Annotated in this window: 19 protein-coding genes, 1 tRNA gene and 2 pseudogenes; 18 read left to right on the plus strand and 4 right to left on the minus strand. The window is 44.8% G+C overall.

Features of this window, described 5'->3' with window-relative positions; translation table 11 throughout:
* Position 1: 1 nt before the first annotated feature.
* The 10 genes and pseudogenes from QMK20_RS02480 to QMK20_RS02520 all read left to right on the plus strand — a co-directional run bounded on the left by QMK20_RS02480 (position 2) and on the right by QMK20_RS02520 (position 7386).
* Complete coding sequence (locus QMK20_RS02480) at positions 2 to 1330, plus strand: pyocin knob domain-containing protein (RefSeq protein WP_283654448.1); 1329 nt, start codon at positions 2 to 4, stop codon at positions 1328 to 1330.
* 18 nt (positions 1331 to 1348) lie between these two features.
* A complete protein-coding gene (locus tag QMK20_RS02485; RefSeq protein WP_149093431.1) occupies positions 1349 to 1657 on the plus strand; it encodes a BhlA/UviB family holin-like peptide in 309 nt (102 codons plus the stop codon).
* A gap of 6 nt (positions 1658 to 1663) precedes the next feature.
* The gene (locus tag QMK20_RS02490; protein ID WP_283654449.1) at positions 1664 to 2440 is read left to right on the plus strand and encodes a M15 family metallopeptidase; all 777 of its coding nucleotides are present in this window, start codon (positions 1664 to 1666) and stop codon (positions 2438 to 2440) included.
* 2 nt (positions 2441 to 2442) lie between these two features.
* Entirely contained in the window at positions 2443 to 2628 is a 186-nt protein-coding gene (locus QMK20_RS02495) for a hypothetical protein (protein WP_283654450.1), read from the plus strand.
* 276 nt (positions 2629 to 2904) lie between these two features.
* Positions 2905 to 3588 carry a hypothetical protein gene (locus tag QMK20_RS02500; protein ID WP_283654451.1) on the plus strand — a complete coding sequence of 228 codons (684 nt, stop codon included), beginning with the start codon at positions 2905 to 2907 and terminating at the stop codon, positions 3586 to 3588.
* A gap of 116 nt (positions 3589 to 3704) precedes the next feature.
* Positions 3705 to 3908, plus strand: a complete 204-nt coding sequence (locus QMK20_RS02505; RefSeq protein WP_283654452.1) for a hypothetical protein — start codon at positions 3705 to 3707, stop codon at positions 3906 to 3908.
* 171 nt (positions 3909 to 4079) lie between these two features.
* A tRNA-OTHER gene (locus QMK20_RS02510) sits at positions 4080 to 4137 on the plus strand.
* Positions 4138 to 4316: 179 nt separating this feature from the next.
* Positions 4317 to 4430, plus strand: coding sequence for a DNA cytosine methyltransferase (locus tag QMK20_RS27520; RefSeq protein WP_404519804.1), 114 nt, complete (start codon positions 4317 to 4319; stop codon positions 4428 to 4430).
* A 457-nt stretch (positions 4431 to 4887) separates the two neighbouring features.
* Positions 4888 to 5898: a collagen-like protein gene (locus QMK20_RS02515; protein WP_283654453.1), complete on the plus strand. Its 1011-nt coding sequence runs from the start codon at positions 4888 to 4890 to the stop codon at positions 5896 to 5898.
* Between the two features lie 461 nt (positions 5899 to 6359).
* Positions 6360 to 7386 (plus strand): annotated as a pseudogene (locus QMK20_RS02520) (IS630 family transposase).
* Positions 7387 to 7591: 205 nt separating this feature from the next.
* Here QMK20_RS02520 and QMK20_RS02525 read toward each other — a convergent pair.
* On the minus strand, positions 7592 to 8731 hold the full coding sequence (locus QMK20_RS02525) for an IS4 family transposase (RefSeq protein ID WP_283654454.1): 1140 nt from the start codon (positions 8729 to 8731) through the stop codon (positions 7592 to 7594).
* Positions 8732 to 8950: 219 nt separating this feature from the next.
* Between QMK20_RS02525 and QMK20_RS02530 the strand changes: the two genes are divergently transcribed.
* Both QMK20_RS02530 and QMK20_RS02535 read left to right on the plus strand, forming a co-directional pair.
* Positions 8951 to 9235 carry a DUF4183 domain-containing protein gene (locus tag QMK20_RS02530; protein ID WP_283654455.1) on the plus strand — a complete coding sequence of 95 codons (285 nt, stop codon included), beginning with the start codon at positions 8951 to 8953 and terminating at the stop codon, positions 9233 to 9235.
* A gap of 132 nt (positions 9236 to 9367) precedes the next feature.
* Complete coding sequence (locus QMK20_RS02535) at positions 9368 to 9817, plus strand: BclA C-terminal domain-containing protein (RefSeq protein WP_283654456.1); 450 nt, start codon at positions 9368 to 9370, stop codon at positions 9815 to 9817.
* A gap of 139 nt (positions 9818 to 9956) precedes the next feature.
* Here the strand turns inward: QMK20_RS02535 and QMK20_RS02540 are convergent, their stop codons facing one another.
* Positions 9957 to 10202 carry a helix-turn-helix domain-containing protein gene (locus QMK20_RS02540; RefSeq protein WP_283654457.1) on the minus strand — a complete coding sequence of 82 codons (246 nt, stop codon included), beginning with the start codon at positions 10200 to 10202 and terminating at the stop codon, positions 9957 to 9959.
* 426 nt (positions 10203 to 10628) lie between these two features.
* Between QMK20_RS02540 and QMK20_RS02545 the strand changes: the two genes are divergently transcribed.
* The 3 genes from QMK20_RS02545 (at position 10629) to QMK20_RS02555 (ending at position 11436) form a co-directional block, all read left to right on the plus strand.
* Positions 10629 to 11003 (plus strand): hypothetical protein, encoded by a 375-nt coding sequence (locus QMK20_RS02545; protein WP_283654458.1) that lies wholly within the window; start codon positions 10629 to 10631, stop codon positions 11001 to 11003.
* Between the two features lie 72 nt (positions 11004 to 11075).
* Positions 11076 to 11309, plus strand: a complete 234-nt coding sequence (locus tag QMK20_RS02550) for a hypothetical protein (protein WP_283654459.1) — start codon at positions 11076 to 11078, stop codon at positions 11307 to 11309.
* Positions 11302 to 11436, plus strand: coding sequence for a hypothetical protein (locus QMK20_RS02555; protein WP_283654460.1), 135 nt, complete (start codon positions 11302 to 11304; stop codon positions 11434 to 11436). Before QMK20_RS02550 ends, QMK20_RS02555 begins: the two co-directional genes overlap by 8 nt.
* Before the next feature lie 76 nt (positions 11437 to 11512).
* Here the strand turns inward: QMK20_RS02555 and QMK20_RS02560 are convergent, their stop codons facing one another.
* Positions 11513 to 12166 (minus strand): acetylglutamate kinase, encoded by a 654-nt coding sequence (locus tag QMK20_RS02560; RefSeq protein ID WP_404519800.1) that lies wholly within the window; start codon positions 12164 to 12166, stop codon positions 11513 to 11515.
* Between the two features lie 240 nt (positions 12167 to 12406).
* Between QMK20_RS02560 and QMK20_RS02565 the strand changes: the two genes are divergently transcribed.
* Positions 12407 to 13222, plus strand: coding sequence for a DUF2935 domain-containing protein (locus QMK20_RS02565; protein ID WP_283654461.1), 816 nt, complete (start codon positions 12407 to 12409; stop codon positions 13220 to 13222).
* A 220-nt stretch (positions 13223 to 13442) separates the two neighbouring features.
* On the opposite strand, the pseudogene QMK20_RS02570 reads toward QMK20_RS02565, so the two are convergent.
* Positions 13443 to 14134, minus strand: a pseudogene (locus QMK20_RS02570) (DUF2278 family protein).
* Between the two features lie 143 nt (positions 14135 to 14277).
* Here QMK20_RS02570 and QMK20_RS02575 point away from each other — a divergent pair.
* Both QMK20_RS02575 and QMK20_RS02580 read left to right on the plus strand, forming a co-directional pair.
* Positions 14278 to 15162 (plus strand): C1 family peptidase, encoded by an 885-nt coding sequence (locus tag QMK20_RS02575; protein ID WP_283654462.1) that lies wholly within the window; start codon positions 14278 to 14280, stop codon positions 15160 to 15162.
* A gap of 16 nt (positions 15163 to 15178) precedes the next feature.
* Positions 15179 to 15493 carry a protease inhibitor I42 family protein gene (locus QMK20_RS02580; protein ID WP_283654463.1) on the plus strand — a complete coding sequence of 105 codons (315 nt, stop codon included), beginning with the start codon at positions 15179 to 15181 and terminating at the stop codon, positions 15491 to 15493.
* The last annotated feature ends 43 nt before the right edge of the window (positions 15494 to 15536 follow it).

Consider the following 15536-nt stretch of genomic DNA (forward strand, 5'->3'; position numbering starts at 1 on the left):
AATGGCAAATACGGATAAACTCGACCTGCCACTAATCGAATCGAATATGACAGCGGACGTTCCCCGCGACATGAATGCGCTGGCCGAGGCGGTGGACGCGAAGGTGGGCGTTGCGGGTGGGCTTGCGGTGCTTGGTGCGGACGGAAAGGTGCCTGCGGATCAGCTTAACGTAAAGGACCCGGTTGACGCGAGTCTAACACAAAAGGGGATCGTGCAGCTCACGAACGCCACGAATAGCACGTCTGAAACGTTAGCTCCGACGGCCAAGGCGTTGAAAACTACGTATGACTTGGCGGCGAGTGCTTACAGACATAGAGGAAACGCGCCAAACGACTGGAACACCGCAATATTATCTGGTAACTATGCCGTGGCGGTTGCTAATTGGGCGGGATATTCTAATTACCCCGCTGGATCGTACACTTACGGAAAGCTTGTTGTTCACGGGGACTATGGTTTGCGTGTTCAAATTTACTATACACACGACAACCCCGGACGTGTATACACTCGCGTATCATTTAACGATACGGATTGGAGGGCGTGGACGGAGGAAATCACGAGCAACACTGCTTCGAATTGGCAAAAGCATAAGTTGACAGGAGACGGCGGTATTAATACTCAACTCTCTGCTGGCACAGACCTCAACAATGTTATTAAAAACGGGTTTTACACTGGGGAGGGTTTGCTCAACTGTCCAATAGGCTCGGCTTTAGGTAATTGGGCATATATTGAAGTTATGGCGCTCAGTACTGATGGGGCTCACGTTATCCAGAAATTATACAGTCTATTCGGTGACGCTACGTTTTATATGCGTACGAGGAAGTCAGGCACATGGGGTCCGTGGTCACAAGACCTTTTTACGTCTGTCGTTGACGGTAAAGGCGCTGTTGCTGGCGCAATCAACGGCAAGGGCGGTAGTGCGAATGCAAGCAACTCATTCGCTGAATTGGCTGCGGCAGTAACGAATCTTCCGGTCAAAAGGTTTGCCAGCGGCACGTTCAACGGACAAAGCGCACAGGCGACGAGTAACGCTGTCGGAGTGGAAATGACCGTATCCGTTAGTCTGCCGTTTACCGTTACTCGCGTGTTTATACGTGTTGTGTTGGCTGAAACGGATGGTACGCGACATATAGACGCCATCTTAATGACTTCCAGCGTATTTAACGACAACAAGTCCGCTAAAGGCTGGCGTAATAACTACGTCAACGCCGGGTACCTTGAACCTCCGATACAAGGGTTTAGCGTAAAACTATCCGGTAGCAGGATAGACGCGTACGCCGGCGGTTCTCCAATCGCCAAAATATCCGCCTATGAATGGTGGGCTTACGAATAAAGGACGGAGGCTTAACGAATGGAACAAACGTTAATAAACGCAGCACTCAAGGACGGTATCTTCGCCGTCCTTTTTGTTGCGCTCTTTTTATATCAACTCCGCGAATCCCGGCGCATTCAGGACGACGGCAAGGCCCGTGAATCCCGCATCCAAGACGAAGCAGCCGAGCGTGAGCTTCGCATCAATTCGGAAGCGCGTGAACGAGAGGACCGCCTACTGAAACTCGCGGAGGGCATTACGAGTCAATTTGAAACGTTGGCGCAGCAGTACGAGACGCTTGCGATCGACGTTAACGATATCAAATCGGCAATTAAACGGGAGGGATAACTTAATATGGCGAACAATCTAACGCTAGAACAAGTCCGTGTCAAATCCGCGAAACGGCTCGAAGGCGTAGCGCCCGTAATCAAAGCCGCCGCCGAAGCGCTTATCGACCGTTGCTATGCGCGCGGCGTGTGGATCGTCATTACGCAGGGGTTGCGGACATATGCGGAACAAGACGCGTTGTACGCGCAAGGACGTACGGAACCCGGGCAGATCGTAACGAAAGTACGCGGAGGCTATTCGATTCACAACTTCGGATACGCGGTAGACTTTGCGCTACTACTTCGCGATGGGCGGTCCGTCTCGTGGGATACGTTGAAGGACGACGATAAGGATTCGTTACCAGACTGGGACGAGGTTGTCGAAGAAGCGAAGCGGCTTGGCTTCGAGTGGGGCGGTGATTGGCGTAAATTCGTAGATATGCCTCATTTACAGATGGTCTTCGGATTTACTACGGATCAATTCCGCGCAGGCAAGCGCCCTAGTCAGACGCAACTTAACGCAGCGTTGACGAAGATTGACGCACTTAAAACGAATAAATCGGAGGATGATGACGAGATGTCAACGGAAGAAAAAGCCGCATTTAAGGCGTTGCAGGATCGTGTAATCGCGCTGGAATCTACGAATAAGCTTGCAAAGGTGCCGGCGTGGGCGGAGCGGGCGTGTGTTAACGCAAAGGCGGCGGGGATCTTAGATACCGCAAACGACGGTTCTTACGATTTCTACCGGATGGTTACGATACTCGATCGCGCCGGTGTATTTGGCACGAAGGGAGGTGCGGCGTAATTATGAAACAACGTTTAACTAATCCGTTATTCATCGCAGCCGTCGTTGGACTTGCGTATCAAGTCCTCGAAAAGTACGGAGTTGCGCCGGATTTCGGAACGTGGCAAATCGGAGTAGACATCGTTTCGTACGCGTTAATCGGGACTGGTGTGTATTCAACGTTTAAGACGGAAGAGACAACGAAGTAAGACGAGTATATGCGGACTCATTTGCGCGATACTGCGTAGGTGGGTCCGCTTTTACATAGTTCTATAGACTTGGTAAAAAAGTTTCATTTAGAACGTACGTTCCGAAGGTATATCCTCCCAATTTGTCGAAATAGTGAGCAATTTGGGGGAGGTGTCTATATGGCAAAAGGAAAGAAAAATGTTCAGCAGGTTTCGTATGACCTTACAGGGCGAAACGAACTCATCCTCACGGAGAGTAAGTCCATGCGGGATGATTTGGTTTTTAAGGACGACGTCATGGATAAGGTAAAGTTTGTTACTCTGCTAGAGGGAACAGCGGAGGCTACAATTAAACTTGCTGCGGAGTATTATGAGGTACTACCTACTACGATAGAATCAGTAATTAGGAGAAACAGAGCGGAATTTAATGAGTACGCAGAGGTCCGCATACTGAAGGGGAAGAGTTTGAACGCACTCAAGACGCTCATGCAGGATGACGGAGCGTTTAAAGGTATAAGCTCTCTGACGTTAATTAACCGGCGCGGCCTTCTCCGTATTGGTATGCTCCTTACGGAATCGGAAGTCGCGAAATCTATCCGCAACTACCTCCTCAACGTGGAAGAAATTGCGGACGCCGATCAACGCCAATGGGCGATCGAGCGTGAGATATCTAAACGAGAACGTCGTCGTCTCACGGACTCGATCCAATCGTTTTATAACGGTAGCCTCAAGAACGATAGAGGACTTGAGTACGCAACATTCACGAATCTCGTGTATAAGGTCTTGTGGGATACGGACACGGTCGGACTTCGTGAGATGTACGGATTGGAAAAAGGCGAGGCAACCCGCGACGCTCTTAGTACCGAGGACTTGCGAAAGGTTGTAGACGTAGAGACTGCGATTAGCTCACTTATACGTCTTAGGAAGGATTACCGAGAAATACGTGATGAGTTGATCGCAGGGAAAGACAATTTCCGGTAAGAGCGGCGGACTTGCCTTCGGGTGGGTCCGCTATTTTTCGTTTATTCGTAGTGACAACGGACTAGTCCGATGGTATTATTTAGGTAAACGTGAGATAACGGAGGGGGAGGATCAGTTTGAAAGATCAGGAATCCGCAGTAGCGGCGAAAGCAGCCGAAGAAGAGGACGACGGCGATCCGAGTTTTTGGGACATGTTTCCGTTTAAAGTCGATAAGCTATACGCAAGACTAATTTCCGGTTTCATAATTGGCGGCATCATCCTGTGGTTTTTGTACGGACTATTACGTTACGGACTTGTATTCAATGTAACGATAAATTAGCGCTTGTCTCTTCGGAGGCGAGCGCTTTTTCTTCGTTTTACGGACGCGTTGCTCGGACAATATCCCCGTGGTATAATCGTCATGTACTAAAATACCAAACCGTAGGGCTTCGTACAATCCGTAGGTCATCGTCTGAATGTCCGTCATAGGCTACGTCTAGGTTTCGGGACGATAGCGGAGATTAAACGCACTCGTAATGCGTAGGCCGGGGGTTCAATTCCCTTCACCAGCATTCTATGAAACTCAAGCACAGCACGGCTTCCAAGCTTTTTGGAGGCCGCGTTTTTTTGTGATTTTGGACAATCTTCTAACATTCTTCTAACCTTTAGTCTAGTAAAGTGGGTTCTTCGGTGTTCATAGACTCCCCTGCAATTGAATCCCCAATGTTTCTTAGGTTTCGTCAGTTTGGTGCTGTCTCGCTTTCGAGAGATTGGCTACAGGCCGCAGCTATTCTTTCTCAACTCAGCCACGATAGGCGTTCCTCAAAAGCGGGAGTGCGTTTTCTTCATCGCAGCCCCGTGAGGATTTACCTTCTCCACCTCCATGATTGGAGTACAGCGAACCGCCCCGTGTTGTACAGGAACATTCGTAGCGGAGAGGGCAGGCCAATCAATTCAGACAGCCTAACTAACGTTGGCACAAATAGCGTCCACCGGATATGAACATGGGTGAATATTGCGGAACGCGAAGAAGGTGTGGACATTGTAATGTATTCATGGGCCATCCTCTCAGGTTTATAGCCTTTTTTCTAGATATATGTTCCAGTCTAGTAAAAACTAGTTGTTCGTCCATGTCTAAACCTAACAATATGCATACACTGAACTATCTTTATAGGGAGGTGTACGCATTGAGTTGTTCAGACAAAAAAAAATGTCGTAAAGGAAAAATAGAAACTGTATTCCCTTGGAAAAGAAAAAGAAAAGAACAGTGCCGAAAAGTTATTAAGAAGATAGTAAAGGTAAAATGTCCCCCACCAGAAGTGAATATTACTACTCCGACAGTTATTGGTCCTACGGGCCCACAAGGCATACAAGGCATACAAGGTTCTCAAGGAGTACCTGGACCGGCTGGAGCTATAGGCCCACAAGGCTTTCCTGGCGCTACAGGAGCAGTAGGGGCGGCTGGGCCATCCGGAGCTACAGGTCCAACTGGTCCAGCGGGCGGTCCAGTCGGACCGACAGGAGCCACCGGCGCAACAGGAACAGTAGGTGCGGCGGGACCATCCGGCGCTACAGGAGCAGCAGGGGCGGCGGGACCAGCGGGAGCCACAGGACCAACTGGTCCAGCGGGCGGTCCAGTCGGACCGACAGGAGCCACCGGCGCAACAGGAGCAGCAGGGGCGGCGGGAGCAGCGGGAGCCACCGGCGCAACAGGAGCAGCAGGGGCGGCGGGAGCAGCGGGAGCCACCGGCGCAACAGGAGCAGCAGGGGCGGCGGGAGCAGCGGGAGCCACTGGCGCAACAGGAGCAGCAGGGGCGGCGGGAGCAGCGGGAGCTACCGGCGCAACAGGAGCAGCAGGGGCGGCGGGAGCAGCGGGAGCCACTGGCGCAACAGGAGCAGCAGGGGGAGTATTGGGATTTGCAGATTTTTTTGCCTTGATGCCTCCTGATAATGCAGCAACTGTTGCTCCGGGTACAGACGTAAGTTTTCCGCAAAATGGCCCTACCAGCGGGACTACTATTACCCGAACCGGTCCTAGCTCTTTTAATTTAGCAGCAATAGGGACTTATCAGGTGCTCTCTCAGGTTAGCGTAACCGAAGCTGGACAACTCATCTTGACACTCAATGGCGCGGATCTCGCCTATACTGTAGTCGGACGTGCAACAGGTACATCGCAAATCGTAGAAATGGCTATAGTGCAAACGACGGTCATTAATTCCATACTGACTGTTCGAAATCCTGCTGGCAATTCCACTGCACTTACTATTACTCCACTCGCTGGAGGAACAAGACCTGTTTCAGCACATCTTGTTATCACACAATTAGCATAGCAAGATATCTTGCATATAAATAATCGAGAAATTTGCTATCTTTTACTGGACGGCTTTTCATATGATCATAATTAAAAGAAGGACGTACAAACGTCCTCATCTTCCTCCAGAGTATCCCTCGGCAGAGATAGCGGCCCGTCACGCGTGGCATTTTGCAGAAATCCGCTATCTAGTATTTCATTAAATGGGAAATCCGAGGGATACGACAATGGGAACAGCATACGAACAACAAAATGCAGCACTACAACATGAAATCGCGGTAATGGAAAGTATCCTGGAAAGCAAGGAGCAGTATCCCAAAATAGTTTCGTGTTGCGTCGTCATTCGGATCTCCACCTTTTTGGGGCTCTTAATTTTACGAGTTCAATCTATATAAGTTCAACTAAAGTTTCACGAATCTTGGAATGGATTTCCGATTCGCACGTCGAATAGATTAAGGAAAATCAACGAGACGAGTGATGATGATGGAAATTCAACCAACGGATCAACAAGAATTGGAAAGGCGGCTGGGTCAAGAGAAAAACCGTCGGATGTATGAACGCTATCAGACGATCTACTTACATGCTGTGAAACAGATGTCGGTGACCGAAATTGCGGAGATCATTCGCAGAAGTCCTGTAACGGTGAACACCTACATCAAATCCTATCAAGAGAAAGGACTGGATGGCTTGGTGACGGGCGTCTCCACAGGCGCTCCCGAACAGTTGACTGCCGAGCAGCAACAGCAGCTCAAGCAGCTCATTATCACAAAACTTCCGCATGAAGTCGGGTTTCCCGCCAAGCACAATTGGACCCTGCTCTGGCTGCCGCTTATGTGAAGCGTGAGTTTGAACGAAGCTACACCATTGCTGGCATGGCCAAACTGCTGCACCGACTGGATCTGCGGTTTACCAAACCAACCTATACTCTGGAAGCAGCCGATGAAGTGAGGCCAAAGGAGTTTGTCCACGAACGGTTCCCCCAGTTAAAAACAGACTCATGAACGACGAAATCCATCATTTGTTGCATGATCCGGGACTATCAAGCCTTACAGCGAACCTGGTTCGAGAAAGGCAAGCAACGGGTCATTCCGACCATCGGTAAACATCGCGGCGTGAAATTGCTCGCGATGTGGACTACATGACCGGGGAAATCGTATGGCAAGAAGATGAGCAATATACAGCTGAAACGTTTTTAGCCTTCCTGAAATACCCTACAGGCAAAATGGTGATGGTGATGGACAATGCCCGCATTCATCATGCGAAATTACTGCAACCTTTTCTGGAAGAGCAGAAAGATCGGTTGAAGTTCTCCTTTTTGCCCCCGTATAGCCCGCAGTTTAACGTAGTCGAAGGGCTATGGAAATGGCTAAAAGCCGATGTCATCAACAATGTGTTTTATCATACGGTGGCCGAGATCTCCAAAGATAGATGGGCCATCATTAACCGTTTGTGCGTCCGCATGGAATCTTCCTTACGAAAACTCATTAAGCCTAAAATCATTAGTTGAACTTATATAGCTCTTATTGTTCGAAAAAAATAAAGTTGTAGAATAGGAAAATAAAGTATTAAACTGACGATGCGTCATTAAGCGCCCACGGTATGATTTGGTTTTCTCACAATCACCGTCAACATAATAATGTTAGATAGTCCAGCTTGTTTGAGTCAAAGGCTGTACTACTAACATTACATTGATCTAATTCCACGTCTGTTGATTAACCAGAATAAGTAATTTGATTAATAGAAGCAGAGACACGCTTAGGAAGAACATGCTGAATCTGGATCAGCCATTCCACCGGTAGATTTTGCAGAAGAAAAAGACGAGAAAATCGAGCAAAGGAAAGAATGGCATGTTTGGGCCACGCCCCTTGAGCGGCATCAAATAACCATTTAAGCAGGACATAAACGATGAGCGCGCAAAAGAGTTGCCCATAGACCGCATTTTCGGTTCTCCCAAACAGCGTTGGAATATTCAAATGTTGCTTGATCCAACGGAAAAAGACCTCAATCTGCCATCGAGCTTTATACATCTGTGCGATTTGTTCCGCTGTGACCTGCATTAAATCGGTAACGACTCGGATGACTCGACCTTCAAAATCTCGAAACATCACCACACGATGACGTTGCTTGGAACGACACTGCGGTGTCCCCAACTGGCAGGTGATATCCCGAATGACAGAAGAATCTGCTTTTTGGAGACGGGAAAGGGCATGAGGTTTATCCAAATGGACGTTGTCGCGAAGCCGAATGACAAAGGATTGTCCTTGGATTTTGAAGTCGTCCAGACGCTCCAGTTTCCCATAAGCACGGTCCATCACCACAATGTAGTCCGGTTGAGCCAACGTTTCACTCATGGGGCCATCATGCTTGGAACCCAGCGTTTCGACGACCTGAAGCGGTTGCCCATTTTGGGCTCGCAAAGCGACATGAAGTTTAATGCCAGAACGCTCTCCGTGATAAGGAGCCCAGGGTAGTCGTGTTTTTCCCACTGTTATGGTGGTCGAATCGATGAGGAGTAATTCTTTGGAAAACGTAAGTTTTCGGCGTGTTTCTCGGCTACACTTGTGAATGACTCGATGAAGAAGTTCCTTAAATATAGCAAAGGGGACTTCGGCCTCTTTGGTGGAAAAACACGAATAATGAACCATAGGTAAGCCACTGCGAGCGGCATGATCCACACCGGAACGATAACTGTCCCATTGTTCTAAGGCAGCTACACACCAGTATTGAAGTAAGTGGGTTACTGCGAATTTACGGGCTTTGTCTTCATAATCTGCTCCCTTGGCAACGCTTTGCACTTCTTCCGGTGTCAGAATGGATTGAAGGATCAATGGGATCGTGATAGACTTTTTCATGGAGTCGTCACCTTTCGGTTAAGTTTGTAGGGGTACAAACATTTTACCGTGTTGACGGCTCTTTTTCTACCATTTAGTGGTTAATCAACAGGTGTGATCTAATTCAATTCTTTGCTCAAGTAACCTTTTAAAATGTGCAATTAACCACATGATTAGCCCTTCCCTTTATTCAATCTCTGACATTTACTAATAGAGATTCAGGAAAGAGAGGTGATATAAATGCCAATTACAAAACCCTTTATGGCTTCCCGAAGGTTTACTACTACAGCAGGAGCCGGAACAGGTGTTGGCATTGCATATAATATTCTTGCAACAGCCACCACCAATGACACCGGTGTTGCTGCCACAGCCTTCCCAACTGCACCTGCGTATTATAATCTTTACATTAATGCACAGATTCAAACAGGTGATACTTCAACCGCTACCACCACTGCGATCACCATTCCTGGTGGTGACGCACTCGATCCTGCGACTCCAATTGTAATCGAATTTGTTGTAAACTAATCCTTCCTTATTGATGAGATGCCGACAATTCTTATTGTTTTGGATTTTCGGCATTTTCATTTTAAACGCCCTTGGGGTATTAGTTTCGTATATATCTACTAAAACATACAAATAAATAGGGAAGTGAATCTAATGGCGATCATATACCCTATCTTTCCCCCAATAGTTTCCGGAATTGTTTATAATGTAAGTGCTCAAACTGTTCCTGTAGAGACTGATGTTATTTTTGATACAAACGGTAATCTTTCACCTGGAATCACACATACCCCCGGAACCACTCAGATTGCAGTTAGCAATCCGGGCAAGTATGAGGTTACTTTTTCCGTGACGGGTGTAGAACCCAACCAATTCGCACTATTTTTAAATGGCGCCCTGGTTATAGGAACCGTATATGGTTCAGGTGCCGGCACTCAGCAAAACAATGGGCAAGCTATAATCGCTCTAGCGGCCGGCGATGTTCTTACTCTGCGAAATCATAGTTCAGCTGCTGCGGTTGGCCTTCAGACTTTGGCTGGTGGCACACAAACAAACGTAAACGCTTCTGTTATTATCAAAAAAATTAAGTTAGATTCTAATAATTAATGATGAAATGTGAATTGGTTCAGCTTAAAGTTTATCTGACTATCGACAAAATGTCCTTTTCGATAATATATCGCTCTATATTAATAGAAACTCTGTCCCAACGTAAAAAGGACCCTCAGCATCTGCGGTCCTTTTTGGGTTATTCAGTACTTTCTTTGGCATTTGATATGTAATCAATTTCAATAATTTCTCCGATATCTGTAATTTCAAGTACCTCAATAATCTTTGCCAGATGGTCTTTATTCAAAACACTACGAGAGCCACGGACAATTTCACTAATGGTACTTGGGCGTAATCCTGTTAACTGAGATAAAGTCCCTTGTGTCATTCCTTTTGACTCCAGAATCTTTCCAAGCTTGACCACGATTATAGCTTTTTTTGACATATAACCGACCGTTCCTTCCCCTTGATTCTTGCTTAGTTATGCTTGTGTTGATTTTAAGTGAAACTAAAAGATAACGCAAAAAGATGTTGACAATAACGTTATATGGTTATATTATTAATAACGAAATAACGTTAAATTGTTATGTTAATTCATGTCATGGAAACAATTTCGTTATTGACATAGTTGATGATAAGGCAGTACGAAAATTCGCATCTAATTAGAGTGGTTCTTCATTATTGTACAGCAAGTTAATCCGCAATTCTACGCGAGTGAACATGAAGCAGTCCTATCACAACTTATTGAAATCATAGGTAAGAAGGGAATTTGGGATTTTGCTATTGAGAGGGCAGTTGAGGCTGCCACAATTTGATGGTCAGGAGCCCTTACCAAGTTGGACGGATAAACACTAAGAAGGAGCGCATAAAAATGGAGACTAAATCAACCATACTAGAATGGGTGGCAATGGTATATGGACCTTTTGACCATTTACAAATGTATGAAATATATGAAGGTGTGCTTTATGATGGACGCTACTTCTTTCACATTGAGGACGGATGTTTGTGGATGCGTCATGTGCGGAGGTTGGAGCATCCCGAACATACACACTTATTCGTCGATGGTGACAGTGGTGGGCTGCAACTGGCAGAAGGCATTCAGCGTGATCTCATGGAGGTTGTTTCAGAAACCATTGACCAGCTACGCTCTATGGATGGCATGACTTTTTTGCTTAATGAACTGTTATGGTTGGAAGGGGAGGGGCGCTGTGACATCCAGTTGAATCTCGTAAGGAACAAGGGATAGCATTTACAGGGATTTTTGTCGTAGAAGGAATCGTTATATTGTTCACCGAATGAAATATTCGAGGTGATCGTCTTGAAGCATACATATAAAATGTTGAAAACAGACATGGAGCTATTTGGAGCGGCTTTAACCCAGGCACATGTATACGTTGTATCCGTCGATGAAGAATTACGTGTGACATTTGAGGATTATGGCGGAGTGGTGGAGGAGATTACGCCGGAGTCGGTTAAGATCGCCAGTAAAGATTTTATACGAGAACAGTTTGAATTCCGGGCAGACCTCATAGGAGGAGAACAATTTGAATGATTTTAAAATCCCGATTTTAAAAGAAAGATTAAAGCACATGGAGAGGTTAAAGGCAACGGTTCCACTCCCCTCCAAGGCAGACGTAGGCTTTAAATTCAGTGTTACGTTCGGGACTCGTTTTGCATAAAGCTGGGCGGAGGCATGGGTACAGCGTGACTCCCAAGCTTTTTGGAGGCCACGCTTTTTTATTGAAATGAGTGTAATTACACAAATATTCCAGGGAATTGTTTAGCGATTGCGTCAGTGATCGTATCCGCCATCTCTAACGCTTCCGCCTCGATTTTATCATATATCTGAACACTTGTTTCATAATCCTTGGTGATCATGGAGACAGCCTCTGACTTTGTTAAAGCTAAGTGTTCGTAGAACATTTTCCTAAATTCTTCTTTAGGTAGATAGGGATTGATACGGCTTAAAAACTCGGAAATTTCATCGGCGTTGGAGTACCACTTTTTTTCTGTAGCTGCAACCAGATTTTGATCTCCTGCTATGGCTGCTTTAACAAGATCCGCAGCAAGCACTAAATGTTCCCTAATTAAGTTACCGTATGTTTGAGCTACATGATCACCATACAAAGGTCGAAGTGAATTCCCCATATCTGTTGCATTTTGAAGAAGCCGGGCGGTAACCACGTTCACATCAGGTAGATGAAAGACCAAGCTAAGGATGGTCATCCTGGTCCAGGCTATATGTTGTTCCCACAGCATACGCATGAAGCTTTTCAATTCAACCTTCGCCTTGCTTACACAATGAGGATTTTTGGTCATTAGATGAGCAGGTGTTACTTGATCCGATCGCCAATAATGATCGTATGGTTGTATTACATAAGGAAATACACCCGTTGAATAAGGAAACATAATATTTCACTCCTTTTTTCGATAAATTTGTATACCACATGTATTTGCATATATAGTGCTACATTATTCGAACTCATATTGTTGGGTGAATGTCCAGTAAAAAAGTCATCTTCTAGCAGAACTTCTAAACAACCTCGGAATTAGATTAGTATGAGACGCGGGACTTCGATAATCATAATGACAAGGCATATTCCATATGACTAAGTAAGTACTTTTTGCTCACATAGAGGAGGGATATGATTGGATGCATTTGTTGCGCGCTCATTAGATGAGATACGATTTTGGTCCAGGATCATGAAGGAGCATTCATTTTTTCTGGGGTTAGGTTTTAGAGCTGAAGATACTCAACTCATTACAGAAGCCAATCAGTTTCATGCTATTTTTGAGGATATTGAGAGAAGATCACACGATTTTAATATCGATACTGACCCTCACACAATCAAAGAGTTTAATACGGAGGTCCAGAATGCAGCGACTCATATTTGGGCGTTTAAGAGAATGGTATTGGGCCTTATATTGCAATGCAAGCTTCCCGGACAAACCAATTTCCCTTTACTGGTAGATCATATAAGCCGGGAAGCGAATTATTTCAGAAACCGTTTAGAGGAACTCAATTCAGGAAAGCTCGAACCATTACCCGATGCAATTATCGATGAAAATGTATTTTTCTTGAAAATAATGGCCGATCATGCAAAATTTATAGGCCATTTGCTAGATCCATCCGAACGTAAACTGGTTGAGCAAGCCAGGGAGTTTAGTAATGATTTTGATACGCTGATGTTTCAAGCGATTGATTTAAGTCATATGCGGCCGCAGTCGCAGACCGTTCCACTCCTGAGTCAATTTGTTGATGAAAACCGTGTCTCTGTTAAGTCCTTGCGTGATTTTAAGAAAACAGCGCGTGATTTAATCGACGAATGCCGAATAAAAAGTATTATCCATCCTTTATTAGCCGATCATGTATTTCGTGAAGCTGAGAGGTTCCTTTTTATTCTCGATATGTTTGATCAATCTTTATCAGGTGTTAAGGTGAACAAGAAAGAAATTATGCACTGATATGCTAAAACGTAATCCTTCAGACTGGGACACAGTATTCCCCAACAGGAGGTGCGCCAAGACCATATCATTTAAATCCTAATCAGGTTTCGAAATTTATAAATCATTACGTTGGGCCCTTTTCCTATATCTCAAAAAAAGGAGAAACCCTGCCTTGTGTAAAGCGGGTTTCTCTACTTTGTAGAGATCGTTTTATATTGTCGTCGATTCGTAATTTTAACTATGAATGCACAGCGTTTTTCTGTTCATGTTCTTCGTGACTACATACTTTAAGTGTATAACCTGTATCATCGTTAGTACACCATGACTGAGATTGAAAAGCCAAGAATAATGCGACCCAATGGTCTTTAAACTGAATTAGCAATCCCCCGTCTTGCCAAACTCCATTATCTTTTTCCCATTTGGGATTTCCTGAGTTACCTTGGTTCATATGAATATCGTGAACTCCATTTCCGGGTTTGAAATGAAAGTATTCATCCTCCTTATGTTCAGGGCCAAATCGTTCTCCATAAGCATATATAACAGCTTCTTCATCAATGGCTTTTTGAACATAGTCTGTTAACTTTTCATACAAATCGTTGTCCAATCCAGGTTTAATATTTGGGAGTGGTGTCATTTGTTTAGGATCAAACAGACGGCCCCTGACATAATCCAGGGCAATCTCCCGATTGTTTTTATTGATTCCAGTGAAGCCTTCTGCCATACCTTGCAGATGGGTAATTTGCGAGGAATTAAAATTTTCGCCAATCAAATAAAGAACTTCTGACGGCCAAGCTTGTGATTGGATATTAATGGCTAATCTGAACTTTTCTTTGCTATGCGATACTTCCATGAGCACTTCTAGATGCTGGTCATCTTTTCCTAATTTAAATTCTTTAGAATTGCTTTTAGCACACCGTATTTAATGGGCATTGTTATAGTCTCCTTGTGATTAATTTTTTATATTTTCTAACGTGTCTTATATTTGTGTTTTTATGTTGGATAATTTAGGGGTTATAAATTTTTTTGAAAAATGAAACAATAACTCAGTATTTGATAACAAAGGAGGAAACAAAATGTCAGAAGTTAAGGGATTGGGCTTAACCCCATCTCCAATAGATAAAAGGGATATTCTTATGTCTTCTATTTTGCCGCCTTTTATTATTCCATCAAAATTTGAAGTTAAAGAAATAACTCCGGTAAGAGATCAGGGACACGAAGGAACGTGCGTTGGATTCTCATGTGCTGTAGGTATGAAAGAGTGGCAAGAGAGAGATAAACATGTCGGACTCTCACCCAGATACCTTTATGAGAAGGCAAAAGCAGCAGATACAACTCCAGATAATACACCTCGATGTACTCCTGATGGAGACGGGACATCTATTAGGGTAGCCATGGATATACTGAAAAAACAGGGAGTATGTGAAGAAAGCTTTTGGAAGTATGAAGCCTGTAATCCTGGTAGTCCCCAAGCTGGAGCAGAAACAAATGCAGCAAAATATAAAATAAAAGCATATGCAAATCTGGATACGATAAAAGCAATGCAGAGAAGCTTAGTTGTAAATGGCCCTTTTGTAGTCGGGACATCAGTATACAAAAACTGGATGGATCCAAACGTAGCAGCTACAGGTAAAATACCTTTACCCGGAAGTAGTGAATTTATAGGTGGACATGCCATATGTATTGTAGGCTTCGATGATGAAACCCAAATGTTTAAATTTAAAAATTCTTGGGGAACAAGTTGGGGAGATAATGGATTTGGCTACTTACCTTATGATTATCGTATTCAAACCCAAGCGGAACATTTCTTTTTCGAAGCATATAGCGCAACGGATCTAATCGACAATGTTGACGCCTTAGTCGGTGCTAAGGAGAAAATATTGCAGCAAATGGGTGAAGAGTTTAAAGAAGAGGTTGAGCTTCACCATTGGGGAGGAGATCAGGTTATTAAATATCACTAGAAAGTCAGGTGATTTAATGATCATTTCCATTGAAGAGAAGGACAATGGTAAAATCCTCCGTCTAAAAAAGGGCGAAGCCTTTCAGATTACCCTACTTGAAAATGCATCTACAGGATATACATGGTTGGAAGAAATCGTTTCAGAGAAAAATGTGGTTTTGCTTGAGAAAGAAGATTATGTTGGTAACCACACTGTAATTGGAGGATCTGGTGTCCGAGCTTGGACGTATACGGCAAATGAAGCAGGTCAGAGAAAGGTGAGATTTCATTACCAAAGGCCGTGGCTACAGGAGGCTGTAAAAAGTTTTGAAATTACGATTATTGTCATATAGGGACGCTGAAAAGCGTTCCTTTTTATTGTTGTGTCTTAATAAA

It is taken from the genome of Paenibacillus sp. RC334, assembly GCF_030034735.1.
GTDB lineage: Bacteria > Bacillota > Bacilli > Paenibacillales > Paenibacillaceae > Paenibacillus > Paenibacillus terrae_A.